Raw genomic sequence first — 25,125 nt, 5'->3', positions numbered from 1 at the left:
CCCCGATAGCGCTACTGGTCCTGCTGTCAGCGATTCTCACTGACCAGTCGCGTCGCCGTGGCCTTCCAGGTGAGCACGACCTCCCGGCCCTCCGCCAACCCGAGTCGCTGTGCGCTGTTGTGTGTGACCAGCGCTTGGAACTCAGTATCGCCGATAGCGACATGGACCGTCAGGACAGTCTCGCCGCTGTCGATTTCAGAAACCGTTCCGAGGAGTCGGTTGCGAGCGCTCGTTTCGTCAGGTTCGGGGTCGCTGCCGGGGTCAAGGAGCGTGACCGAGTCAGCACCGATGCGGACCTGCAACTGGTCGCCGACCGCAACGTCGTCGTGGAGGCCGCGGACCGCGCCAACAGGGGTGTCGACCTCGGCAAGTTCACCCGACAACTCCGATACCGTTCCCTGCAATACCGTCTCCGGAACCTGTGCCGTGGCCGTGAGTGCAACCTGCAGGCGCTCGTAGCGGGCCAGCAACTGCTCGGCGGTGTCGGTCAACTGGCTGCCGCCGCCACCGCTGCCGCCCCGACGGCGCTCGACGAGTTCGCCGAAGGTCGCTTCGAGCGTCTCGATCCGTGAGAGGTCTCGTGGCCGTGACCGACCGAGATTCGACGAGGCCGCTGCGACCGAGCCGGTCCGGTCGATTTCACGAAGCAGCGCCCTGTCACGCTCGTCGAACTCGACGCCGTCGCGAACCAGTGCGGCTGTCCCGTGTCCGTCTGCCCCCGGGTCGTCGGCCATAACTCAGTAGACTAACTCCCCGTCGATAAACTTCCGGGCTCGCTCGTCGTGTGGATTCTCGAAGACCCGGTCGGTCGGCCCGACTTCGATGAGTTCGCCGCCGAGCATCACCGCGACCCGGTCGGCGACGCGCTCGGCCTGGTTCATATCGTGGGTCGCGATAGCCACACCGCGGTCCTCCGACCGGGCAGTCTCCATCGCTTCTTCGAGCACCGCCGTGTTCCGGGGGTCGAGGTCGGAAGTCGGCTCGTCGAGCAGGAGAAAATCGGGGTCGTACGCGAGTGCGCGGGCGAAGGCGACCCGCTGGGCCTCGCCGCCCGACAGCGAGTCGGCCTGCTGGCCGTGTACGTCGTCCAGCCCGACCGTTTCCAGTGCCTCGGCGACGGCGGGGTCGGCCTCATTGGTTCCGAACCGGGCGACCAGCTCCCGGAGTCGTTCGCGCCAGCCGCGTCGAATATGGAGGCCGTAGGCGACGTTTCGCCGGACGGTCGCGTCGAAGAGGTTCGGCTCTTGAAACACCATCCCGATTCGCCGCCGGGCGGCGAGACGCTCGTCACCCGAACGCGCCCAGATGTCCGCTTCGCCGAGCGAGATGGTTCCGCAGTCGGACTCCTCGAAGAGCGCGAGCAAGCGCAGAAGCGTCGTCTTGCCCGTCCCCGAGGGACCGATTATCGCCACGATTTCACCCTGCTCGACCGAGAGCGTCACGTCGTCGAGCACGCCTGTGCCGTCGAAGCCGTGGCTGACACCGTCGAGTCGGAGTCGTTCGAGAGACGACTGCTGTTGCTCGCTCGTGGTTGCGAGGCTCACGTTCGCCCACCTCCGAGTCGGAGCACGAGTCCGTTGACGAGCAGGACAAGCACGAGCAAAATCGCGCCCAGCACCAGCGCCGTGTCGAACTGTCCCTGCCGGGCTTCGAGCTGGATTGCTGTGGTGAGCGTCCGGGTGACTGAAGTGCCGTCGGCTCTGGCAATGTTGCCCCCGACGATGAGCACCGACCCGACCTCGCTGATTGCCCGGCCGAGTCCCGCGAGCACACCCGTCACGATACCGTAGCGGGCCTCCTTGATCGTGACCAGCGCCACGTCGATTCGGGTACCGCCGGTCGCATAGGCCGCGTCACGAACTCCCTGTTCGACGCTGGTGACGGCCGCTAGACTGACGCCCGTGATGACCGGCGTCGCCAGCACGAACTGTGACAGAATCATCGCCTCCGTCGTGAAGATGAGGTCGAGAGCTCCCAGTGGTCCCTGATTCGAGACTGCAAAGAGCACGACTAACCCAACGACGACGCTCGGAAAGCCCATCCCGGTATTGATGATAGCGACGACAACACCCTTGCCGGGAAAGTCGGCGAAGCCGACGAGCATCGCAATCGGCAGACTCACGAGCGTGCTCAACAGGACGGCCGTGAGACTGACGTACAGTGAGACAACGATGATGCTCTGGACGTAGGTGCGCTCGAAGGGGAAGGTGACGAGCAGGCGGGTTGTGTCGAGCAGGTGAGCTACACCCTCGAACAGCGCCATTCCGCAGTCCATCATACTGTGCCACAGCGCTGTCGCTATCATAAAGGTCAGTTATCCGCGTCCCAGCCCTCGGGGACGTACTGCTGGAAGTCGGGGTCTTCCGACAGTGCCCGCGGGAAAAAGAGCTGGTTCCCGTCGACGGTGTACTCTTCGATGAGCTGTTGGCCCTGTGGCGAGGTGACGAAGCCGATGTATGCCATCGCCAGGTCGTAGTTCACGCTCTCGTGGACCGCGGGGTTGACCGCAATCACGCCGTAGGGGTTGGCGAGCAGTTCCGGTCCGTCCTCGATTGGCCCCTGAACGCGAATCCCGAGGTCGAGTTCTGAACGCTGGGAGATGAACGTCCCGCGGTCCGACAGCGTGTACGCCTCGCTGAGGTTCGCCTGGTTCAACGCCTCGCCCATGCCGCTCCCGGTCTCGCGGTACCACGCTCCGCCAGGTTCGACATCCGCTTCGTCCCAGATGATGAGTTCTTTGGTGTGCGTGCCGGAGTTGTCCCCCCGAGAGACGAACGTCGACTGGCTCTCTGCAATTGTCTGGAATGCCTCGGTCGCACTCCCAAGTCCGTCGATTCCCGCCGGGTCGCTCTCCGGGCCAACGACGACAAAGTCGTTGAACATCAGGTCCCGCCGGTTGATGCCGTACCCCTGCCGCAGGAACTCGTCTTCGAGCGAGCGGGCGTGGACCATCACCACGTCGGAGTCGCCGTTGCGTGCCGTCTCCAGCGCGGCGCCGGTCCCCTGGGCCACCGCATCGACCTTTGCACCGAACTCGTCGGTGAACGCCGCGTTCACCTCGTCGAGTAATCCAGTGTCGTAGGTACTCGTTGTCGTCGTGAGTGTCAGTGTCTCGCCGGCAACAGCACCATCCCCCCTGGCAGTGCTTCCGAGTGAACAGCCAGCGAGTGCTGCCGTTGCCCCTCCCGCGAGTAGTCCGAGAAACGTCCGCCGTTGTACCATACTAGATACAACGGTCGCAGCGGATTGACTTCAGTGTTTTCCCAGTCCTGAAACGTGGCAGTTCGTTGTCGACTCGGCCAATATTCTTACCCAGCAGGTGTCTACGTGTAGTAATGGCATCGGAGGGCAAGCAACCGGAGAGACGAGACAGCGTCGAGACGAACTCGTTCATCCGGTCGTTGTTTGCCGGTCTTGCGACACCGGACAACCGGTTGATTCGCCACGCTGGCTATATTCTCTGTCAGACCGCAAGCGCGAACGACCAGTTGCGGCCACGGATTATCAACGGCCTCACCCAGTGGGCGGTCCGACAAGACCACCACGAAGCAGTCCTCCGAACACTCGCAACGATCCAGAACCGCTACGACACGACAGTACAGAAGGCGCTGCTGAACGCCACCGACCGCCGGCAGGCCGGCCTGCTGTACAACCGCCTGCAGTCCATCCGTCCGTGGGAAGTGACCTTCGAGACGGACGAGGACGGCGAAGGCGAGACGCTCGTCGACGTGGGCGGTTCTGGCATGATTCGTGTCCCGCGGGAATTTCTGGACCGAATCAGAGAGTCTGAGACCGACTCAGACAGCGGATCCCCACAGAACAAACATCTCCAGACATCGAGCCCCGACCAGAACCGCAACTGGTCGCAGTTCTCCCGGCGCAAACAACTCGCGGAGATGCCCCACGGTCAGGAGTTCGCCTCCGTCGAAGCCCAGAGCAAGTTCGACGAGTTCGAGTTTCTCGGCCCAGAGACTGAGAGTCGATACAGTCATTCTGTGCGCACACGCACACTCGAAGGGAGTCAAGAGGATATCGCCATCGTTCGACTGTACCGTGACCAGGAACCCGGTAGTTTCGACAGAGCACTGGGTGCACAAATTGAGGATTGGGCGGCGACGGAAACGCCGGGTGTCGTCGGTATTCAGGACTGGGGGGACTCACCCCGGCCGTGGGCGGTCACGGAATTTACCGAGGAGACGCTGTGGGAGCGGGGCAAGCTTACACCGGAGGAAGCGGTCAAAACGGCGCTCGACCTCACGGCGTCGCTGGCACAACTCCACCAGCGTGACCGGATTCACGGTGGCATCGACCCACACTGCATCCGGTATACACCCGCCATCTTCGGCGACCGACCGGAGCCAATGGTCGACAACGTCGGGCTGATTCCTGTTTACCGGCAGTTTGACAACCCTGCCTCCTACACCGACCCTCGCTACGCCGCACCGGAGTATTTCACCGAAGCACACGGGAATATCAGCCACGCCACCGATATCTACCAGCTCGGGATGACACTGTACACCGCCTTCACTGGTGACCCACCGTACGAGGGGGAACTGAGTGATATTCGCACGCAGGTGCTCAAGGACCGACCGCTGGGACTCAGCCCGGATAATCCCGAACTGCCGGGCGGTATCGGCGAGATTCTCGCCAAGGCCACTGCTCGGGAGAAACTGGCACGGTACGAGACGGCGACGCAGTTTCACAACGCTGTGCGGAGTGTCTACGACCGGTTACTCTAAAAACGGGCGTGAGCCCGCTGAAAACACACATCGTACTGACCGGCGACGAGGGGGGAGAGCCGGCCGACCCGACGTGGTAGGTGACTGGCCAGGCAGTCGCGGATTGACAGGTGTCTCGTTACGTTCGTGGTCTGTACTGGTCTGTCCACTGAATGTTGTCGTTTTTGTCTTTCTGTTTTCTTCTATTCCAATTAGGTTGTTGATAGTGGAGTATATATGCTTTTTGCTGACCATATATCCGACACACTGAGGTATTTTAGGAGGTTTAAGGTAGGGCTGACCACACAACGACCGTCTGTACAGACAAAGTGTGTCGAAGTGACATACGTTTATTGCACACCGGTCCGAACAGTCGGTATGGAAGCACGACAGGCTCGATCACAGGACCGACCGTCGATTAGGGACGTCGCGCGGCGCTCGCTTCAGACCTCGTATTCACTGACGCCGTCGGCGATCAACGGTGCAGTTGAGGAGTGGTACGACGAGAACCGTCTCAGAGATATGCTTTCTGACGACGAAAAGACACTACTCGTCGCAGAGGCCGACGGACAGGTTGTTGCCTTCTCGGAGAGCCGGCAGACCGACGCGAACACTGCGGAACTGCTCTGGCTCCACGTCGACCCCGACTACCGCGGAGAGGGCTACGGTGAAGTCCTCTACGAGCGGACCCGCGACCACCTCGCCGAGCAGGGTGTGACCAGCATTCAGGCTCGGGTGCTGGCGGACAACGCTGGCGGGAACACCTTCTACAAGGACAAAGACCTCTCGAAGGTTGGCGAAGAAGAGGTAGATATCGACGGCACGACCTACGTCGAAAACGTCTATTCTGAGATCGAACAGGAAGGAATCGAGCCGCTCGACCTCGCCGAACGGACGGTGTTTATCGACCACGACAACACTGAAAAGGGCTCTATTGCGCCGTTCCGGGTCATCTACACCGAGGAAGACGGCAAAGAGATCTACGGCTACTGGTGCACCAAATGCGACGACCAGGCCAACGCGATGGACGCGATGGGCCGTATCCAGTGTGATAGCTGTGGCAACGCCCGCAAGCCGACGCGGTGGGACTCTGCGTATCTCTAGCGAAGCGCTCAACTGTTGCTGTTTCTAAGCGTCACATCCTATGAACTCACCGCTGGACCGGCGGGACGTGTTGCGAGCGAGTACTGCAGTAGCTGTCGGCGCACTCGCTGGCTGCTCGAATCCATTTGGATCGGACATCGAGTTCGACGACGACGTACCCGACGCTGTCGCCGACCACCTCTCCGGAGCAAACAACGTTGATGGCTCAATTACTGACCTGACCGGCCAATCCTCGGTTACCATCGACGTGGGGCCCAACGGAAACTTCGCGTACGGTCCTGCGCTTGCGCGTGTGGACGCCGGGACGACAGTCACCTGGGAGTGGCAGACGAGCGGCCACACTGTCACCAGCGACTCGACACCGGGGGATTCGTTCGACAGTGGTCTCAGCAACACCGGCTCGACCTTCGAGCAGACGTTCGAACAAACAGGAACTGTCCTCTATATCTGTGAGCCACACCGGAGTCAGGGCCATCGCGGTGCGCTCATTGTCAGCTCTCAGTAAGCTAGATACCGGAGTGGTAAATGCGTGTCGTCTTCACACACCCGATAGTGCGGGATTTAACGGTAATCGTGTCACCCACAACCGAAGCATTAAATCCTATGTGGTCGCTACGCTCGCCTGAAGCAAATGTCCCGAATAGATCGTGACCGACGAAAGTTCTTGGCTGCGGGGAGTACGGCCGCAGCCATTTCGCTTGCCGGCTGTAGCAGTGTGTTGCTGAACAGAATTGGCGGTGACGGCGACGGCGGTGAAGATGGCGGCGACGACGGTGGCGGTGGCGGCGGTGGCGGCGGTGGCGGTACGAACCGGGGCGAGAACGTCCCCGAAGCAGTTCACTCGTATCTGACGGACAACAGTGCAAAACTCTACGAGGGCCAGGCCAACGATCAGACCGGCAACAGCGAAGTGACGATCAGCGTCGGTGCTGGCGACGGATTCGCCTTCGACCATCCGGCGGTTCTCGTCGACGCCGGGACGACAATCGTTTGGGAGTGGGTTGGCGGGCAACACAACGTTGTTTCAGCCGACTCGAGTGCGACTGAGTTCCGTAGTGGAGATCCAGCACAAGGCTCGGACATCACGTTCCCCCAGACGTTCGAGGAAAGCGGCAACCAACTGTACTACTGCTCTCCCCATACTGCGGTTGGGATGTACGGAGCAGTGATCGTCGAATGACCAACCAGACCCGTTGCGACACAAACAATGAGTACTGAAAATCCAAAAGACACGGAAGACGGCAAACACCCATACGAGACTGACGACTCGTTCCACCCGATGGGCGAGCAGTGGGAAGAGAGCATGCGCGAAGAGCTCGAGGACACCGATTACGACGCGGACCTCGGGATGGAGATGGCGAAAGATGCCCAGCGACTCGTCGCGGGCGAACTATCTGAAGAGGAGTTCTACGCCGAGTATCACGACGACGTCAAAGAGGAGTTCGAGGCCGACGAGCGCCCGATTTTCGACGACCTCGAGGGCGTCGACCTCGACGACTTCGAGGACGAGTCGCTGCTCGAATCGCTGGCTGATGTCGACCTGAGCGCGGACGACGTCTCCCGGCGTGACATGATGAACAAGATGGGCGCAGCTGGTCTCTTCCTCGGCTACAGCGCCTTTGCGACCTACGACAACGGCAACGACGAGGAGGTACCACAGCTCGTCGACGGCGTCCGGCCGGCCGACGCAGACGAACGTGAACACCGCTGGGGGATGACGATTGACCTCGACCGGTGTGACGGTTGTCTTGCCTGCGTCTCCGGCTGTATCAACGAAAACGGGACCTCGACCGGTGCAAACTGGATGTACATCTTCACCTACGAAGATGAGCATTCCGAGTCCGAGAACCCGAACCAGCTGGTTCGACCGTGCCAGCACTGTTCGAACGCACCGTGTGCGAAGGTCTGTCCAGTTCGTGCACGACACGTCCGCGGAAAGGACGGCCTCGTGCTGACGAACTACGAGACCTGTATTGGCTGCCGATACTGTCAGGTCGCCTGTCCGTACGGTGTCAACTACTTCCAGTGGGGCGACCCCGACGTGGAGATGGACCGACTGGAGCACGCGAACCACACCCCGGACGAACTCCGCGAGATGGACTTCGAGGAGCGCAAAGACGTCCTGCAGGACGCCAACGACCACGTCTACGACGAGCGTGGCTGGTGGACCGACAGTCGCCCGCCGATTGGCACGATGGGCAAGTGTACGATGTGTCCGTCCCGTCAGGACGAGCACACTGACAATCCGAAAGGAACGGTCGCCTGTCAGGACGCCTGTGACGCACAGGGTATGAGCGCGATTCACTTCGGTGACCTCGACGCTGAGGTCGGCGACGATTACGACCGCGCAGTCCGATACCTCGAAGAGCGACAGGCCAAATCTGATACCGAAGACCGCACCAACAAGTTCGACGCCAACATCTTCTTCTCCTCGGACGCCGAGGCAGACAGCGACACCGAGAAGGCGGCGAACGCACCGGACCTCAGCGGTATCAGCACGGGCTACTACTCGCTTAACCTCGTCCAGCGTGACGGTGCTGGCTCCGAGTGGGGTGTCTACGACACCGAGGAAGTGCTGGTCGCCGACACGATGCTGAGCGAGAACGGTGACTTCGCGAACTCCTCGATTGGCTCCTTCGGCAGTATCCCATCCTCGGACCTGCAGGTGCTCAACACCAACGGCGAGCAGATTCCGGCCTCGCTGGTCTACGACGGCGACCTCGGGGACGGCGAGACGCTGGACGTGACCGCCTCGCTCCAACTTGCGGGCACAGAACTCGCGAGCCAGCAGGTCACCATCCAGGCAGCAGGAACCAGTACTGACGTCACCTTCACCGTGCCGGCGTCGGCTATCAGCGACGAGGGCGCGAACCTGCTGTACCTTGTCGTCGAAGCCAACGGCGAATCCGGTGCGGCAGCCCACGAGGAAGTCTACGTGACCAGCGGCGACCTGAACGTCGAGACGCCAGGCACGCCGTACGATTCGGTCATCGGACAGGAGGGCGAACTCCTGAATGTTCCGGCTATCGCCTACCAGAGCGAACCGCCGGGCGTCGAGGCGGAAATTTCCTACCCGTCCTCCGGTGAGGGAGAAAAACAGGTTGGCCTGGTTCTGTACGACGGCGAGGCCGAGACAGTCGTCGCACAGACCACGTTCTTCTTCGGTGACGAGTACACCTCAAACACGGCTTGGGACTCCGGGCTATCGTCGTTCAAGCTGCTCGAAGACCTCGGCACGAGCCCGAACATCACCTACATCGGCAACGAGCCGAGTCCGAAGGCAGAACAGGTCCCAGAAGACGAGGCACCTGTCGCCTACGCCGATATCGACAACCAGTGGGGCGTCAACGTCCTCGACAAACGGATGGAACGACTCCAGTACGGCGCAACCGTTCCTGAGGGCGTAACGCCCGGAGAAGGTGAGGGAGGTCACTAACAATGGCAACGAGAGAACCACAACCCGACGACATCATCGAGCCCATCCTGAACACCTCGAAGTGGTGGTTCCTGGGTGCGACAACCGCAATTGGAGTTATCCTGCTGTGGCTGGTCGCCTGGGGCTGGCAGCTTCAGAACGGACTTATCGTCACCGGCCTCGGTGACTGGGGTAGCGGTGGCGGTGTGACCTGGGGACTGTACATCGGTGCGTTCATCTGGTGGATCGGTGTTGCACACGGTGGGATTATCCTCTCGGCGGCCGTCCGGCTGTTCGGGATGGACAAGTACCAGCCGGTCGCTCGCGTCGCAGAGCTACTGACGCTGACTGCGCTGACGATGGCGGGAATGTATATCGTCATGCACACTGGTCGACCAGACCGAATGGTCACCAGTGTCATTGGCGCGTATCCGTGGACGGTGACCTCGTCCCCGCTCGTGTGGGACCTGACAGTCATTACACTCTACTTCGTCCTGACGGCGACGTACATCAGCCTCACGCTGCGGTACGACATCGTTCGGCTCCGACACAAACTGCCGGATTACCTCGCGCCGCTGTACGCCGCGATTACGCTCGGCTACACCAAAAAGGAAGACGAAATCATCGAGCGGATGGTCTGGTGGCTCGCGCTGGGTATTATCATCCTCGCGCCGCTGCTGCTGCACGGAGGTGTGATTCCGTGGCTGTTCGCTCTGCTGCCATCGATGCCGAAATGGCAGGGTGCAGTTCAGGGACCACAGTTCCTTTCGATTGCGCTGACCTCCGCGATTGGTGGCGTGATCATCATCTCCCACGGTCTGCGCTGGGCCTACGACTGGGACCACATCCTCACTGACGAGGTGTTCAAGGGACTGACGAAGTGGCTTGGACTGTTCAGCCTGCTGTACATCTGGCTGCAGCTCCAGCAGCTCATCAACGGGCTGTACGCCGCACCGCTTGACCTGCGAAAAGTGACGGAGGCGACGATTACGAACCCGATCTACGTGGACATGCTCATCCTGATGACCATCGTCCTCGGGTACATCTTTGCCTCCTCGCTCAGTGACAGAGTGTTCTCCCGGCGTCGCTCGGTCGTCATCTCATTCATGGCACTGTACGCGACGTTGTCGGAGAAGATTCTGTTCGTCTTCGAGGGACTGGAGTACCCAACCTTCAGCCTCTATCACGCAGTGCCAGGACACTACACGCCGAGCCCGGTCGAGATTGCGTCAATCTTCGGGACCGTCTCGCTGTGTTTCCTGCTGTTCCTGGTCATCCTCAAGCTGTTCCCGGTGATCGAACTCCACGCTGTGGAGAACCACGATGACCATGATGATGGTCACGACGAGGAGGTGTCAGCATGACGTGGGACGTTATTAACCCAGGTATCTGGGTCATCTTCGGCGTTATCGGGCTCCCGGTGTACACCCTCTTCCTCGGGTGGTTCCTCGGGAAACCCAAACGGTACAGCACGACTGTGCTAGGACTCTCGGTATTCGCGAGCCTTGTCCTCTCGCTGTGGGGCGGGCTGTGGGCCCTCACGATGCTCATCCGCGCGGTCTTCTTCGCCGGATAACGAGCACAACGTGCGGTTTTTTTCGACTTTTTTGGAGTGGGCAGCCACGATGCTAACCCGAAAGGGACACACCCTTCCAGCCCTTACTGACGTGTATGACCACAGAAGAGACGCTCATGGAACGACTCGGTGAGATTGAGGAGCCGTTGATCGGTGACGATAGCGAGGCGCAAAGCGCCTCGGACCATGCGAGCGGGCAGAGCCCGCGAGCAGACATTGTCTCGCTTAATCTGGTCAACAGCGTCCAGATTGACGGCGACACCGCGCACATCTCGCTCGCATTCAACTCTCCGTTTGCGCCGACCGAAATGGACCTCGGGCAGGAGATTCGCGACGTAGTGCGTGACGAAGGACTCGAACCAGAACTCCACGCCGATGTCGACCACCTCGACGCCTTCGAGGACGACGTGTTCCCGAACATCCGTAACGTCATTGCCGTCGCGTCCGGTAAGGGCGGCGTCGGAAAGACCACCGTCGCCGCGAACCTCGCCGCCGGACTGGACAAACTCGGCGGCCGTGTCGGACTGCTCGACGCAGACATTCACGGCCCGAACGTCCCCCGGATTCTGCCGACCGACGAGGACCCAGGCGTCACATCCGAGGAAGAGACGATGATTCCGGCCGTCTCTGACGGTGTCAAGGTCATCAGCATGGACTTCCTCACCAAAAACCAGGACGACCCGACGATCATGCGGGGGCCGATGGTCAACAACGTGATGACCCACTTCCTCGAGAACGTCGAATGGGGAACGCTGGATTATCTGGTCGTCGACCTGCCGCCGGGCACCGGTGACGCGTCGCTGGACCTGCTCCAGACGCTCCCGGTCACGGGCGCGGCAATCGTCACGACACCACAGCAGATGGCCGTCGACGACGCTCGAAAGGGACTGCGCCTGTTCGAGAAACACGACACGCCCGTCCTGGGCATCGTCGAGAACATGAGCGCGTTTCACTGTGGGAATTGTGGCGACGTGCACGACCCATTCGGCTCTGGTGGTGCCGAAACCATCGCCGAGGACTACAACGTCGAAAACCTCGGCTCGCTGCCGATTCACGAAGACTTCGGCGCAGACGGGACCACCGACCCAGTCATCAAAAACGAGTCCAGTGCAGTTCACGACTCGGCCGTCGAACTGGTCGAATCGATGGCAGACCGCATCGGCGAGGTCAACCGCCGAAAGGTCGCTGGCAGGCTGAATACTGTCGATAGTGGCTCCGCGTTCGATGACCAGCCCTCCGGGCAGGCGACGCTTGGGACGAAGGGTCCAGGCGGCCGTTAATCGTCCGTCGGCTGCGCGTCACCGCCTGCTTCGCTCGTCTCGCTCGTTCGTGCGGTGAACGTTGCCAGCGGTGAACTGTATTCCTGGGCGACTTCTTCGATCGTTTCTCTGGAGTAGACGATGAGTCCCGCCAGTCCGAGGTGAGCGAGCAGGTCGACGTAGGCCGCGACGAACACGCCGACGAAGGCGTCGAACAGACCCAGCGCTTGCCGGGTCATGAGCGCGAGCAATAGATACGAAATAAACACGAGCGTCCCAATGTTTCGGAGCTTTGCGAACAGCAGCCGGCGGTTCCCCGAGACAGACTGGGCTGCCTGCGTGAGCGGCCGGTAGAAGGCCCACAGCACGAGTGCGAGACTCGCGAGGACAACGAGACTGCCAAGCGAGTCTATCGGCGCGGGCGCGAGTTGGACGACCAGCGTTCCGTAGGTGAATCCCAGCGTGGCGATACCGGGAACCAGTCTGGTCCGGCGGCTCGCACCTGCGATCAGCCCAATATAGCTCAATAGCACCGTGTACGTGAGCGTGTAGACAGCAAACCGACTGATGTAAACGGGTTCACCATCTGGCGTCGAAAGCACCAGCAGGTCCAGCGCCATCACCACGTATCCGGCCGAGAGCGCGACAAGCGAGAGCACGGCAACAGCAGCGTGTCGACGTGCGTCGCCGCGGTAGTTTCGCAACAGGATCGCCGTAACCACTGCTGCACCGAGCGCAACCACTGCCGTAATCGCGTAGAGTGTCTGTTCCTGAACAACCATCGTATTCCCCCACTACCGCGTGGTTTCACCCGAACTGACTGGCTCCCGAGACTTAAATACCAGTGTGAGTCTGCTGGCAGGTCACCGCGACCGTTTCAGTAGCTTTTACGCACCCCGGGCCAAACGACCGGGTATGACAGACGACGAATACCGAACGGAACGCGACAGTCTCGGCGAGATGCAGGTCCCAGCGGACGCCTACTGGGGCGCACAGACACAGCGAGCGGTCGAGAACTTCCCGATCTCTGATCTCACCTTCGGACGACGATTCATCCGCGCGCTGGGTATCGTCAAGAAGGGTGCCGCCCAGGCCAACCGTGACCTCGACCTCCTCGAAGACGAGAAAGCCGACTGCATCATCGAGGCCGCCGACGAGGTTATCGCCGGCGACCACGACGACCAGTTCCCGGTCGATATCTTCCAGACTGGCTCGGGAACGTCCTCGAACATGAACGCCAACGAGGTTATCTCGAACCGTGCGACCGAACTTTACGGCGGTGAGATTGGCTCCCGCGAGATTCACCCCAACGACCACGTCAACTACGGCCAGTCAAGCAACGACGTTATTCCAACGGCCATGCACGTTGCATCGCTGGAAGCAGTCGAGCGTGACCTGTTGCCCGCCCTCGCCGCACTTCGTGACGAACTCGAAGCGAAAGAAAAAGAGTTCGACGATGTAGTCAAAACGGGCCGAACTCATCTGCAGGACGCGACGCCAGTCACGCTGGGCCAGGAGTTCGGCGGCTATCGCGCACAGGTCGAGAAAGGAATCGAGCGCGTGCGTAACACACGTGAACACCTCTCCGAACTCGCCCTCGGCGGTACCGCCGTCGGCACTGGACTGAACACCCACCCTGAGTTCCCCGAACTGGCTGCGGAGTACATGTCTGAGGAGACTGATATCGACTTCCAAGAAGCCGACAACCACTTCGAGGCACAGGCTGCCCACGACGCGATGAGCGAGGCCCACGGTGCCCTCCGGACGGTTGCTGGCAGTCTGAACAAGATTGCAAACGACCTGCGCCTGCTCGCCTCCGGGCCCCGGAACGGTCTCGGTGAGGTCGAACAGCCGGAGAACCAGCCTGGCTCGTCGATTATGCCCGGCAAGATCAACCCGGTTGTCGCGGAGGCGGTCAATCAGGTCCACAAGCAGGTCGTCGGCAACGACGCTGCCGTCTCTGCCGGCGCGGCCGAGGGCCAGATCGACCTCAACCTCTACAAGCCGGTGCTGGCGCACAACTTCCTCGAATCGGCGAACATCCTCGCCAACAGCAGTGAGGTCTTCGCCGAGAAGTTCGTCCGAAAACTCGAAGCCAACGAGGAACACTGTGCGGACCGCGTCGAGCAGAGCATGGCGCTCGCGACGGCACTCAACCCTGCCATCGGCTACGACAAGGCCAGCGAAGTCGCCAAGGCGGCGCTGAAAGAAGGCAAATCCGTCCGACAGGTCGCAGTCGAGAAGGGGTACCTCAGCGAGGAGGAAGCCGACGAAGTACTCGACCCCGCGAAAATGACCGAGCGAGTTATCCTCGGCGACGACTGACGAGTCGAGGGTACTTCATCGAGCGGGTTGTTTATGTCACGTCCGACCGACAGAAACAGTAATGAGTAACGGACGGCAGTTGTTCGTTGTCGCGGTTATTCTTGCGACGTTTGGTGCGGTAGCCGTCGCTGGTGGACCGGCTCTCACCCCCGGCGACTCACCTGCCGAGAGTCCCGCCTCGTCGGCTCCCACGACTGACGAACCGGGAGGGACCGAGACGCAGTCCGAAAGCGAGTCAGAGCAGGCAGTGAGAGTTGTGGACGAGTGTGCTGCGACGCCGCCGGCAGATTACGAAGACCCGAACGGGAACACGTCTGATACGCTTGGCTGGGCTGGCGGCTACTGGTACGACGAACCTCTGCCCGTGAACACGAGCGATGGACTCAACAGCTCCGAAGTTGAGATGATGAGCGCTCGTGCCGCCGCACGGGTCGAGGCTCTGCGGTGTCTTCCGACCAAAGACGGCGTGCCGCCGGTCGAGATTCTGAGCCGCGAGCAGTTCCGCGAGAACCAGTCCAGCCTGTTCGATGTCTCTCAGGAACGCAGGCTGGCCGACAACGCGGCGCTGGCGATTCGGTTGCTCTCTGAAACAGAGACCGACAGCACAGAAGAGCGCGAGCAGAACCGTGGCGCAACCGTCGGCGGGACCTACAACTTCGTCACGAAGGAAATTGTCATCGTCTCCGACGACCCCGAACGCCTGAGCATCGACGAGGCAGTGCTGGCCCACGAGATTGGCCACGCGATTCAGGACCAGCATTTCGACCTTGGTCAGTACAGGCGGGACACGTTCGACCGTGACAAGGCAATTCTGGGCCTCATCGAGGGTGATGTCCACTACATCGAACAGCAGTACCGCCGCGCCTGTACCAACGGCGGGTGGGAAAAGGGCTGTCTCACGCCGCGGTCCGAGGGCGGGGGTAGCGGCAGTGGCTCGTCGTCCAGCCCAGCAAACTGGGGGCTGTACTTCCAGACGATTCAGCCGTACAACGACGGTCCTGCGTTCATCAACTACATCTACGAGACTGGCAACGGCTGGGAGTCAGTCAACGAGCTGTACGATAACCCGCCGACCAGCGCGCTGGAAGTCATCCGTCCGGAGCGCTATCCTGACTTCGAGGTTGCGAACGTCACTGTTCCAGACCGGAGTTCAGCCGACTTCGAGCGGTACGATGGCTCCTATGGCCCCGGCTACGACCGGATCGGTATCGCTGGCGTCTCGGCGATGTTCATCGCTCCGACAATCGAATCCGGCGGCGCAGTGACAATCTACGAACCGGAGGCGTTCCGCGCACGAGGCAGCCTCCGCACCTACCAGTACTATCAGCCCGAAACCGCCGGCTGGCGCGGCGACCGACTCTATACGTATCAGGGGCCAGCGAACGAGACCGGCGCAGTCTGGACGACGGAGTGGGCCTCTCCCGAGGAGTGGGAACCGTTCGTCGCAGGGTACGAGCAACTGATTGCGTTCCGAGGCGGCGAGGAAGTCACCGACCGCACGTACGAGTTCGACCCCGAATCAGGCTACGATATGGCGCTGGAGATTCGCACTGACGGCTCACAGGTTACTATCGTCACCGCGCCGACTGTCGAACAACTCGACGCGGTTCACGCCGAGGCACCCTCCTGACTCCGCGGTCATTCATAAGTACTATAGATTCCCACCCCATCCGTATGAACGTGAACTGTCTGACTGGTCAGTCAACTCGCCACTACTGCCGGACCCGCCCAATCGTAAGCAGGGTGAGCGCCTGATGTTCAAAGGCCCCGACGAACTCGAACTGACCAGCGGCGATATCGGGATGCCACTGTTCTGGCTTTCCCTTCCAATCGTCATCACGAATCTCCTCCAGACCGCCTACAACCTCGTCGATACGTTCTGGCTGGGCCAGTACTCGACGACTGCGCTGGCGGCGATTTCTTTTGGCTTCCCGCTGGTGTTTCTGTTCATCTCGCTGGGACTGGGCCTTTCAGTCGCTGGCTCGGTCTTGGTCGCCCAGAACACGGGTGCCGGCGACGAGCGACAGGCGGAGTATGCCGCCTCACAGACTGTGATGTTTTCTTTTGTTCTGGCGGCGATACTGGGGGTGATTGGCTACTTTATCGTCGAAGACCTGCTCCGGATATTCGGGGCTGAGCCCGCGACGGTTGTCGCAGCGACGGCGTACATGCAGGTTATCTCGCTGGGACTCCCGCTCATGTTCGGCTTTTTCGTGTTCATCTCGCTGATGCGGGGCTACGGCGACACCGTCACGCCGATGGTTGTGATGTTCGGCTCGGTCGTGTTGAATATCGCCCTCGACCCGTTTCTCATCTTTGGCTGGTGGGTCTTCCCGGAGCTGGGAATCGAGGGTGCTGCCTACGCGACGGTGTTCTCTCGGGGTGTTGCGATGGTCGCCGGACTGGCAATCATGTTCGCAGGCCACCGCGGCGTCCAGATTCGACTCTCCGAAATGCGCCCGGACTTGGACTACGCCAAGAAGATCTTGCGCATTGGCGTCCCAGCCTCTGTCGAAGGGACCGGACGGGCCATCTCGGTCAACGCCCTGCTGATAGTTGTCGGTGGCTTCTCGACGGTCGTCGTGGCAGGATTCGGGATCGGTATTCGCATCTTCTCGGTTATCTTCCTGCCCGCGATTGCAGTCTCACAGGGTGTCGAGACAATGGTCGGGCAAAACGTCGGGGCCGAGCGGGTCGACCGCGCGAGCATCGCGACCCAGTTCGCAGCGAAGTGGATGTTCATCCTGCTGGGAGCACTGGGTGTCCTCATCTTCCTCGTGCCACGGCCGATTGCTGCGGTGTTCACGAACGACCCCGCAGTCGTCGACGTTGCTGCGTCATTCCTCAGATACGTGGCGCTCACGTTCGGCTTCATCGGCGTCCTGCGGGCATACACTGGGGCGTTCCGTGGCGCGGGCCACACGCTGATGGCCGCTGTCGTCGCGGTGTCGTTTCTCGGATTTATCCGGCTGCCAGTCGCCGCCGCGCTGGCGTATGGCGTCGGTCCAGCCACGATATCACTCGCTGGCGTCACACTCGAAGTCCCACAACTCATTGGAGCGCTTGGCCCGCCGGGCATCTGGTGGGGTTTCATTGTCTCGAATATTGCCGGTGCGGCAATTGCCTACGCCCTCTTTCGGCAGGGTCGCTGGAAGACAGGCGACGTTCGCGGGCCGGCCGGCCAGAGCCCCGACAACGAGGCCGACCCAACGACGGAGCCCTCGGTGGACGACTGACGGTGGTGTTTAGTTAAGCGGCAACAGGTTTCAAGAACCAGAAAGCCCCGGCATCATCGGGCGCACAGCGCCCGATTGCCCGCGAGAGCTTCGCTCTCGCCCTGGCTACGCTCCCGCGACTCGCTGTCTCAGAAAATCGGAGATTTTCAGGATGACGAGAGAGCTCCACTCTCTCGAACCACGCGCGCTCTCGATGGTCGCGTGCTTGTGATCTGAAAATCGCCAGCGGCGATTTTCATCATCCCGAAAGAGCGGCGCTCTTTCGGGCGACGTCGTCGGGGTTCGCGTAGCCTGTCGCCCCTTTCAGTCCCACCCGCGGTGGCCTGTGTCACAAGCCACAGGGTGGGACTGAAAGGGGCCGTCCGCTTGGTCCGTCCCGGGCGACGTAAGGACCCACTGGACCGTGGTTCGAAAGACGGCTCTGCCGTCTTTCGTCATCACGAGAGAGCTTCGCTCTCTCGAACGACAACGAGCCCCGGACGGTCAAGCGGACGGGGGCTTTCTGGTTGTTCCAGGCAAGACACCACCAAATCCTCCTAAAGTAAACACCGCCCGACTGACTGCCCACACGTTTTTTAGCCGGACGCGAGACCCTCCGGTATGACGACGTTTCGTCGTGTTTCTGCGTCTGACCGCCGCCGGTATAACGAGATTCTCCGGTATGCCTTCGCTCCGGAGCAGGGCCCACTGCAGGATGACTCGGGCAACCAGACGTGGCCCCCAGAAGTTACCGACCCGTACGGACTCTACGAGAACGACGAACTCCGCAGTACCTGCAAACTCTACGATCTGACAGCATGGCTCCGAACTGGCTACGAACAAATTGGCGGCCTCGGCGCGGTGGCGACACCGCCCGAGGACAGAAATCAGGGATACGTCCGCGCACTCGCTCGGGAAGCGCTCGCAGCATTCGAGGAGCGTGGGGCGGCACTCGTCACCCTATGGCCGTTCAGCACCGAGTTTTACGCGCAGTTCGGCTGGACCGTGGCTGACTACCGCGCTCACTACGAGTGTTCGCCCGACCTGTTGCCCAGAGCCGACACAGCCGGGCAGATGCGGGGGGTTGAGGCTCCGGATTGGGCACAACTCCAGTCTGCAGAGCGCGCTCACAGTGAGGGACTGGCACTGTCACTCCAGCGCTCGCCAGCGTGGTGGCGTGAGCGAACGCTGACGAACTGGGACGGAGGGCCGGAGCCGTACATCTATGGCTACGAGCGCGACGGTGAGATTGACGGATATCTTGTCTACACCGTCGACGAGACGGAGACGCTGTCGGTGAATACCCTCGCGGCCGCTGACGAGCGCGCGTACTCGGCGCTGCTGGACTTCTTGGGCAGCCACGGCGCACAGATTGACACCATCGAGTTCAGCCGGCCGACCGAGGACCTGCTTGACCGCGTCGAGAGGCCCGAAGACGTCGAGTGTACAATCAAACCCGGTGCGATGGTCCGAGCGCCGAGCGTCTTCGCACTCGATGGACTCGGCTGGCCGGACGCAGCCCTCGATTGTACCATTGCAGTCTCGGACCCGCTGGAAGCCGGCGAGCACACAGTCGCCAACCTCAGCGTTGCAGACGGCCGCCTGCACGTCGAGGGGTCCGACCGCGAGCCAGCGGTCGAGACTGACATCGGCACGCTCTCAACGCTCGTTGTGGGCACACAGAACACTGCTCGGGCGCGACGACTGGGTACCCTGACTGTCCGCGACGACGCTGTTCTCGACGAGCTCTCGGCTGCCTTCGAGCCCCAGCGTGTGTCGCTAGGTGAGTTCTTCTAGAACAGCGCTTCGCTTTCGTCGAGAATCTGTGCTGGGCCGCCGACTCGCCAGACACGGGTCTCGACGCCGCAGTCTGCGATTGCCGCCTCGACTTCGTCGACGTGGTCTGCGGTCGTGTTGACGTAGACGCTCGCGCCAGTGTCGACAGAGAAGTAGACCGGAACGCCGTTGTCACGGAGTTCTCGGACCGTGTTGAAAATTTCGATAGTTCGCGGCTGCCAGTAGACCCAGGCCGACGGGCCGGTCATCGTCGTTGCCGCAAGCGACAGGGAATCCTCCTCAGCAATCCCGAACACGCTGTCGAAATCCTCAGCTCGGAGGGCGTCACGCATCGCCTGCATCTGTTTGTGGATGTGTGCCATTCGCGCCTGGAACATGTGGCTCTCGGCAGCCTCCTCGTGGGCTGCTTCGGTCTCCTTGTAGGAGGGAACCATCCCGGCGACGACGCGCAGGTCGTCGGCGAAGTCGTCGGCGACCGGAATGCGCTCGGAGCGACAGTCCTCGTCGTTCATTCCGGCGTAGAGATGCGAGAATCCGCCGGTTACGGCGCGCGCGGCTGACGCCGAGCCACGCCGGGCAATCGTCGAAATCTCTGGCTGGGTCAGGTCGAGTCCGGCTGCCTCGGCGAGTGCTGTCGCTGCGGCCGCGAACCCGGAGGCTGAGGACCCAAAGCCGATGTTCGTCCGGAAGGAGTTCTCCGAGACGAATCGGACAGAGTGGTCGATGCCCGCGAGGTCACGGACGTGGTCGACGACACTCTTGATTCGCTCTGCTCCGCGGCCGTCGACTTCCTTATTATCAATCTGGTAGTGGTCCTCGGCGCGGTCGGGGTCGAACTCGACGGTTGTTTTCGTGTGGCTCGGTGCGGTACAGACGCTGATCGAATCGTGGTACGGGAATCGGAGCTGTTCGTCGCGCATCCCGTGGTACTTCACCAGCCCCTGAATCGGATGAGCCTTGGCTGTCGCTTTCATACCAGCACCGAGCAAGCGCGGGGACTTGGCAGTTTTGAACCGTCGGCGAGCATAGCAGCTAATCATGAGCGGATCGTAGAAACTCTTTCATACCCACTCTCTGGACCAGGATGCAAATACTGGAGGCTGTTCTCTCTTGGACTGCCGTTCGATAACGGATGCTTTGATCGGTCGATACAGGCCGTGTTGTCACCCTGTCCACTGGCTGCCGTACTCGTTGGTGCTTCGCTGTCCTCGGTTATCTGATCAGTGTCGGATATAACAAATATATCACCACTGTGTACAGTACGGATTTCATACTCATTTACTCCCCCCATCATGCGGGTGGTATGCATGTGATGGTACCTGCATTCATCGGCGTCCCCGGCGGCATGGAACTAATGATTATCCTCGCCATCGTAATCCTGCTCTTCGGCGCGAACAAACTCCCGGAACTGGCTCGGTCCTCGGGGCAGGCGATAGGTGAGTTCAGGAAAGGGCAAGAGGAAATCGAGACGGAAATCCGTGGAGCCGAAACGAGCGAACAAGTGAGCGACGAACAGGAAGCAGCCTGAACGGGCTGTTTTCCGCGAGTAAAGACGGAGCATCGCCGGTCACACACTGCGCATCCGGAAATATGGAATCAGAACTGGAAGAACTGAACGTTGGAACAGCGGGAGTCAGTCTTCTGTTGAGAGGGAACTGCTGTCGTCGTTCTGTGACACCAGTGCATCCGGCGGAACGTCCGGTGAGCCGAGCAACAGTCGCCGGTCTCGTACCACGTGATATGCGGAGACAAGGGTAAAGAGACCTGCGACGGCAAGCGCGTAGCCGAAGCCACTGAGAGTGGTAAATGGAGCGATACCGAGTGCTGCGACGATAACGGTCGTCGTCAGCACAGCGCCGAGAGCGAGGTAGAACTGACTCCACGGCAGGTCGTTGTGTGGCACGATATCCAGATAGATGTCGAACTGGCCGATGTGGTCAGTCAGCGATACGATGCCACGATTGCGGTCGTACTCGACGATATCGAGTCGATCCATCTTTGGGAGGTGGGTCTGGTGGAGCGCTGTGTAGAGGCGCTTGCGTTCTTTCGGCGTCACCGTATCGAGTTCTTTGCCCAACTCCCAAGCCGAAAGCTGCTCCGAGAGCTCGCGGATTGGGACTGGACGGTCCTGCAGGCGCAGGTAATGGAGTGTATAGCGTCGACGACGGCTGCCGAGAGTTTGAAACACCGTATCTGTGGACAACTGCGAATCAGTATCCCTACCACTGGAGATCCGACTGCGTGTCCCTCTTCTGGAGTTCATGATTGTTCGACTCCTACTGCGTACCAAGTACGTATGTGTGATAAAGGTTTGCGTACTGACATTCTCTTCTGGAATAGTTGACGAGTAAGTGTGTAACAGAGGGCAGTATCAAAAATGCGAATTACGAGAGATAGAATGCCTATTCTGCAGACATCGAAAATACCGAGTGACTCGAATCTGATGACAGAGCTTACAAAACCGAGCGTAATTATCAAAACAGATACAATGAGTCGGTGTGACTCAGGGGAGAAATTGTCCAAGCAGTTCGGTGACCGAGTGTAGCGACCGGTTGATGCTCCCCGCCAACTGATATACCGTCGAAACTGCGAACAGCGCGAGGGCCGTAGTGGAAAAAACCAGCGGATCGATAGCGGCAAACAGCGGCAGGTTGGCCAGCGAGGCGACGACAGCAAACAGGGCCCCGATACCCAGCGCGCGGTAGTACTCACCCCACGAGACACCGACTGGCGTCACTGTGTCCATATATCGGGCGAGCAACCTGCTCTCGGGATTCGACCGGACGAGCTTTCGGTCGGGATCGTACTCGACGAGGTCGTATGACGCCAGTTTCGGGAGGTGTGTCTGGTGTAACGCGTTATAGACGCTTTCGCGGAGCGGTCGCGGTGCCGGTGTCGTCTCTGACTCGAGACTCGCAATCCGTTCAGAGAGGGCACGCAATGTCAGTTCGTCGTCGAACTCCCAAAGTACGGAGAGCGCTTGGCGGCGGCGTTCGTTGCTGAGCAGGTGGTAGACATCGGCCTCCGGAATAGTGACTCGCTGGAGCACTGGTGATCCTGTGAGACCACGCACACACGGGGCATACGTATAAAGAGTGTACAGGGACGGGGGAACAAGCCACTAGACGGTACGGTCTCCGGACTGAATCGGTAGTGCTGTGGTACACAATCGGTATTGGATCCGTTCATCGTCCCAAAAACCCGGTACGAGGACCGTACAGCCGGCAATTCTCGCGGTACGAAAACCGTACAAACACGGTATGGAAGCGCTACAACGGCTGAATCTGTGCATAAGTAATACCCCCCAAAGCCAGGAGGTGTATATCCCGAACGGCCCGACCCAATGGGTGGCCGAACGGGGGACACAAACCATGAAGAAAAACGACCCAACACTGTACAATCTCTCGCGCCGCAAAATGCTCGCTGGCCTCGGGGCGATCGGCCTCGCGTCCGCTGGCGCAGGACTCGGAACGAGCGCGTACTTCAGCGACCGTGAAGAATTCCAGAACAACAGCCTGACCGCCGGAACGCTCGACATGAGCGTCACCGCGGACGTGGTGGCCGCCAACCAGTACTGGGTGGACCAAGGTGGACTCGACATTTCAGCCGTTGCCGACGCGCAGGACGCGGTGATGGGCCTGCAAATCGACGACGTCAAGCCCGGCGACTGGGGGATCATCTGCTTCGAGATCGAAGTCGGCGACAACCCCGGCTACGTGCAGGTGTGCACGGAGAACTTCGCCGAAGCTGGCGGCGCCAACCCCGAACCTGAACAGGCAGCCGAAGGTGACGCCGACAACGACGCCGACCTGGGTGAGTTCCTCCTGACCACCGTCTGGCAGGAGTTCAACGGCGCCACCGACGGTACCGGCATGAAGTCCGACCTCAATATCCTGGACCCTGTCTTCAACAACAACAGCGACATCATCCCGCTTGCGTACGGCGAGCCCGACCTCGATGGCGTGGTCGACAGCGACCAACACCACACGACCGCACGCGAAGCCAACGACATCCTCGACGTGGCAAACAGCGGCTACATCGTCAAAGACGATGCTGGCGAGCCTATCGTTGTCGGTGGTGAGAATAATGACGACGATGTCTACGAGTTTTGCCTCCTCATCGAGTTGCCCTACGAAGTCGGCAACGTGGTGCAGGGAGACAGCCTCGCCTTCGACCTCGTGTTCAAGACCGAACAGGTCCGGAACAACGAGACGCCCTTCATGAACGACGCGAGCGGGAACGTGACTAACGGGAGCGGCCAGTAATCAACGCACATGGCACCCGACAAACCACGACTACACGACCTCAGCCGGCGGAAAGTGCTGGCTGGGCTCGGTGCTGTGGGCACCGCGTCCGTCGGCGCTGGACTCGGAACCTCAGCGTACTTCAGCGACACTGAGTTGTTCGGGAACAACTTCCTTACCGCTGGGACGCTTGACCTCAAACTCGACTACAAGGCGACGTACTCCGGCGGCGAGGGCCGTCTGAGCGCGATTCAGCAGAACTACCCCGACGCTGAAGACCTCGGCGACGGCGTCTACCTGCTCGACCAGGCACCCACTCCGGCCGATATGCAGGAGTGGGAACAGCTCGTCCAGAGCGAGACGTTCGACTTCTGTTCCCCGGAAGCCGACCAGTACCTCATCAACGGTGACGAGATACCAGTGTTCACGCTTGACGACGTCAAGCCGGGCGACTCCGGTGAGGTCACCATCAGCTTCCACATATGTGACAACCCTGCGTACCTGCAGCTGTCGGGAAGCGTCACGGAGAACGCGGAAAACGGTCAGACTGACCCCGAGATAGCCGCAGAGGGTGTCGACACCGACGAGATTGGCGAACTCGCGGACGAAATCGAAGTCTGTGTCTGGTACGACGAGGACTGTGACAACGTCTACGAACCGACCGGCACCGGACAACAGAACGAACTTGAAGTGGCACTCGTCAGTGACACCTCCGGTTCGATGAGCGACGAAATTGGTGACCTACAGTTCGCCGCGAAGAACTTCGTCGACAACCTCTCCTCGCCGGACGAGGTAGCTGCGATTTCCTTTGCCTCCTCCGCGTCGCTCGATCAAGAGCTGACGACCGACTACCAGGCCGTCAAAGACGCAATCGACAACTACTCCGCAGGCGGGGGGACGAACATGACTGCCGGCATCGGGACCGCCGAGAACGAACTCCTCAACGGCACCAACGCGACGGCCGGTGCCTCGAAGGTGATGATCGTCCTCTCGGACGGCGTCCCGAATAATTCGGGCCCGGCCACCGACGCGGCCACCGCCGCGAAGGACGCTGGAATCCGTATCTTCACCATCGCACTCGGATCCCTTGCAGCAAGCTCGTTCCTCGAGAACAACATCGCAACGTCGCCCGACGACGCCTTCGTCGCGCCCGACCCAGCCGACCTCGACACCGTCTATGCCGAAATCGCACAGATTGTCCTCGATGGCGAGCAGAAGATACTCGAGGGGACGATGACCGAAGTGTTCGACGCCCTCTCCGACGGTGTCCTCCTCGACGGGAACCGTCAAGAGGAGGGGGTCCAGCCCTACCCCGGTGTGACGACCCAGTGCATCGGCTTCGAGTGGGAACTCCCCTTCGAGGTTGGCAATCAAGTGCAGTCCGACTCAGTCGCGTTCGACATCGCCGTCGACGCCGAACAGAGCCGAAACAACGACACACCGTTCGGGACGGTGCTGTAGCGTCATCTCCC

23 protein-coding genes are annotated in these 25,125 nt (G+C 60.8%); 15 read left to right on the top strand and 8 right to left on the bottom strand.

The window, feature by feature from the left end:
- Positions 1-26: 26 nt before the first annotated feature.
- From ACMGFM_RS05195 to ACMGFM_RS05180, 4 genes are read right to left on the bottom strand one after another with little or no spacing between them, the layout of a single operon-like run.
- The gene (locus tag ACMGFM_RS05195) at positions 27-734 is read right to left on the bottom strand and encodes a TOBE domain-containing protein (protein WP_436901379.1); all 708 of its coding nucleotides are present in this window, start codon (positions 732-734) and stop codon (positions 27-29) included.
- Positions 735-737: 3 nt separating this feature from the next.
- Positions 738-1,544: an amino acid ABC transporter ATP-binding protein gene (locus tag ACMGFM_RS05190; protein ID WP_436901378.1), complete on the bottom strand. Its 807-nt coding sequence runs from the start codon at positions 1,542-1,544 to the stop codon at positions 738-740.
- Positions 1,541-2,263: an ABC transporter permease gene (locus ACMGFM_RS05185; RefSeq protein ID WP_436901738.1), complete on the bottom strand. Its 723-nt coding sequence runs from the start codon at positions 2,261-2,263 to the stop codon at positions 1,541-1,543. The genes ACMGFM_RS05190 and ACMGFM_RS05185 overlap by 4 nt, the downstream gene beginning before the upstream one ends.
- A 47-nt stretch (positions 2,264-2,310) precedes the next feature.
- Positions 2,311-3,222: an ABC transporter substrate-binding protein gene (locus ACMGFM_RS05180; protein ID WP_436901377.1), complete on the bottom strand. Its 912-nt coding sequence runs from the start codon at positions 3,220-3,222 to the stop codon at positions 2,311-2,313.
- A gap of 113 nt (positions 3,223-3,335) precedes the next feature.
- On the opposite strand from ACMGFM_RS05180, the gene ACMGFM_RS05175 reads away from it, so the two are divergent.
- The 8 genes from ACMGFM_RS05175 (at position 3,336) to ACMGFM_RS05140 (ending at position 12,093) form a co-directional block, all read left to right on the top strand.
- Positions 3,336-4,739, top strand: coding sequence for a serine/threonine protein kinase (locus ACMGFM_RS05175; protein WP_436901376.1), 1,404 nt, complete (start codon positions 3,336-3,338; stop codon positions 4,737-4,739).
- Between the two features lie 357 nt (positions 4,740-5,096).
- Positions 5,097-5,822: a GNAT family N-acetyltransferase gene (locus tag ACMGFM_RS05170; protein WP_436901375.1), complete on the top strand. Its 726-nt coding sequence runs from the start codon at positions 5,097-5,099 to the stop codon at positions 5,820-5,822.
- Positions 5,823-5,862: 40 nt separating this feature from the next.
- The gene (locus tag ACMGFM_RS05165) at positions 5,863-6,327 is read left to right on the top strand and encodes a halocyanin domain-containing protein (protein ID WP_436901374.1); all 465 of its coding nucleotides are present in this window, start codon (positions 5,863-5,865) and stop codon (positions 6,325-6,327) included.
- Between the two features lie 126 nt (positions 6,328-6,453).
- Positions 6,454-7,002 (top strand): halocyanin domain-containing protein, encoded by a 549-nt coding sequence (locus tag ACMGFM_RS05160; protein ID WP_436901373.1) that lies wholly within the window; start codon positions 6,454-6,456, stop codon positions 7,000-7,002.
- A 27-nt stretch (positions 7,003-7,029) separates the two neighbouring features.
- Positions 7,030-9,258 (top strand): 4Fe-4S ferredoxin N-terminal domain-containing protein, encoded by a 2,229-nt coding sequence (locus tag ACMGFM_RS05155; RefSeq protein ID WP_436901372.1) that lies wholly within the window; start codon positions 7,030-7,032, stop codon positions 9,256-9,258.
- A 2-nt stretch (positions 9,259-9,260) separates the two neighbouring features.
- Positions 9,261-10,601, top strand: a complete 1,341-nt coding sequence (nrfD, locus tag ACMGFM_RS05150) for an NrfD/PsrC family molybdoenzyme membrane anchor subunit (protein WP_436901371.1) — start codon at positions 9,261-9,263, stop codon at positions 10,599-10,601.
- Positions 10,598-10,813, top strand: a complete 216-nt coding sequence (locus tag ACMGFM_RS05145; protein ID WP_436901370.1) for a hypothetical protein — start codon at positions 10,598-10,600, stop codon at positions 10,811-10,813. The genes nrfD and ACMGFM_RS05145 overlap by 4 nt, the downstream gene beginning before the upstream one ends.
- Positions 10,814-10,908: 95 nt before the next feature.
- Positions 10,909-12,093: an Mrp/NBP35 family ATP-binding protein gene (locus tag ACMGFM_RS05140; RefSeq protein WP_436901369.1), complete on the top strand. Its 1,185-nt coding sequence runs from the start codon at positions 10,909-10,911 to the stop codon at positions 12,091-12,093.
- Here ACMGFM_RS05140 and ACMGFM_RS05135 read toward each other — a convergent pair.
- Positions 12,090-12,854, bottom strand: a complete 765-nt coding sequence (locus ACMGFM_RS05135; protein WP_436901368.1) for a bacteriorhodopsin — start codon at positions 12,852-12,854, stop codon at positions 12,090-12,092. The two genes, ACMGFM_RS05140 and ACMGFM_RS05135, sit on opposite strands and share 4 nt — an antisense overlap.
- Before the next feature lie 133 nt (positions 12,855-12,987).
- Here ACMGFM_RS05135 and ACMGFM_RS05130 point away from each other — a divergent pair, with 133 nt between their 5' ends.
- The 4 genes from ACMGFM_RS05130 (at position 12,988) to ACMGFM_RS05115 (ending at position 19,409) form a co-directional block, all read left to right on the top strand.
- Positions 12,988-14,397 (top strand): class II fumarate hydratase, encoded by a 1,410-nt coding sequence (locus ACMGFM_RS05130; protein ID WP_436901367.1) that lies wholly within the window; start codon positions 12,988-12,990, stop codon positions 14,395-14,397.
- Between the two features lie 61 nt (positions 14,398-14,458).
- A complete protein-coding gene (locus tag ACMGFM_RS05125) occupies positions 14,459-16,027 on the top strand; it encodes an Hvo_1808 family surface protein (protein ID WP_436901366.1) in 1,569 nt (522 codons plus the stop codon).
- Between the two features lie 124 nt (positions 16,028-16,151).
- Positions 16,152-17,633, top strand: a complete 1,482-nt coding sequence (locus tag ACMGFM_RS05120) for an MATE family efflux transporter (RefSeq protein ID WP_436901365.1) — start codon at positions 16,152-16,154, stop codon at positions 17,631-17,633.
- 600 nt (positions 17,634-18,233) lie between these two features.
- A complete protein-coding gene (locus ACMGFM_RS05115; RefSeq protein ID WP_436901364.1) occupies positions 18,234-19,409 on the top strand; it encodes a GNAT family N-acetyltransferase in 1,176 nt (391 codons plus the stop codon).
- On the opposite strand, the gene mvaD is transcribed toward ACMGFM_RS05115, so the two are convergent.
- Positions 19,406-20,383, bottom strand: coding sequence for a phosphomevalonate decarboxylase MvaD (gene mvaD / locus ACMGFM_RS05110; RefSeq protein ID WP_436901363.1), 978 nt, complete (start codon positions 20,381-20,383; stop codon positions 19,406-19,408). The genes ACMGFM_RS05115 and mvaD overlap by 4 nt on opposite strands.
- A gap of 329 nt (positions 20,384-20,712) precedes the next feature.
- Between mvaD and ACMGFM_RS05105 the strand changes: the two genes are divergently transcribed.
- The gene (locus ACMGFM_RS05105) at positions 20,713-20,937 is read left to right on the top strand and encodes a Sec-independent protein translocase subunit TatA/TatB (protein WP_436901362.1); all 225 of its coding nucleotides are present in this window, start codon (positions 20,713-20,715) and stop codon (positions 20,935-20,937) included.
- Between the two features lie 105 nt (positions 20,938-21,042).
- On the opposite strand, the gene ACMGFM_RS05100 is transcribed toward ACMGFM_RS05105, so the two are convergent.
- Positions 21,043-21,597, bottom strand: coding sequence for a DUF7344 domain-containing protein (locus ACMGFM_RS05100; RefSeq protein ID WP_436901361.1), 555 nt, complete (start codon positions 21,595-21,597; stop codon positions 21,043-21,045).
- Between the two features lie 315 nt (positions 21,598-21,912).
- Complete coding sequence (locus ACMGFM_RS05095; protein WP_436901360.1) at positions 21,913-22,482, bottom strand: DUF7344 domain-containing protein; 570 nt, start codon at positions 22,480-22,482, stop codon at positions 21,913-21,915.
- A gap of 298 nt (positions 22,483-22,780) precedes the next feature.
- Here ACMGFM_RS05095 and ACMGFM_RS05090 point away from each other — a divergent pair, with 298 nt between their 5' ends.
- Positions 22,781-23,674 (top strand): SipW-dependent-type signal peptide-containing protein, encoded by an 894-nt coding sequence (locus tag ACMGFM_RS05090; protein ID WP_436901359.1) that lies wholly within the window; start codon positions 22,781-22,783, stop codon positions 23,672-23,674.
- Between the two features lie 9 nt (positions 23,675-23,683).
- Positions 23,684-25,114 (top strand): vWA domain-containing protein, encoded by a 1,431-nt coding sequence (locus ACMGFM_RS05085; RefSeq protein WP_436901358.1) that lies wholly within the window; start codon positions 23,684-23,686, stop codon positions 25,112-25,114.
- The last annotated feature ends 11 nt before the right edge of the window (positions 25,115-25,125 follow it).

The sequence above is a fragment of the Halovenus halobia genome (genome assembly GCF_051414135.1).
Taxonomy (GTDB): Archaea; Halobacteriota; Halobacteria; order Halobacteriales; family Haloarculaceae; genus Halovenus; species Halovenus halobia.
Note: the sequence above shows the minus strand (reverse complement) of the source record. Positions and strands in the feature narration are given on the sequence as shown.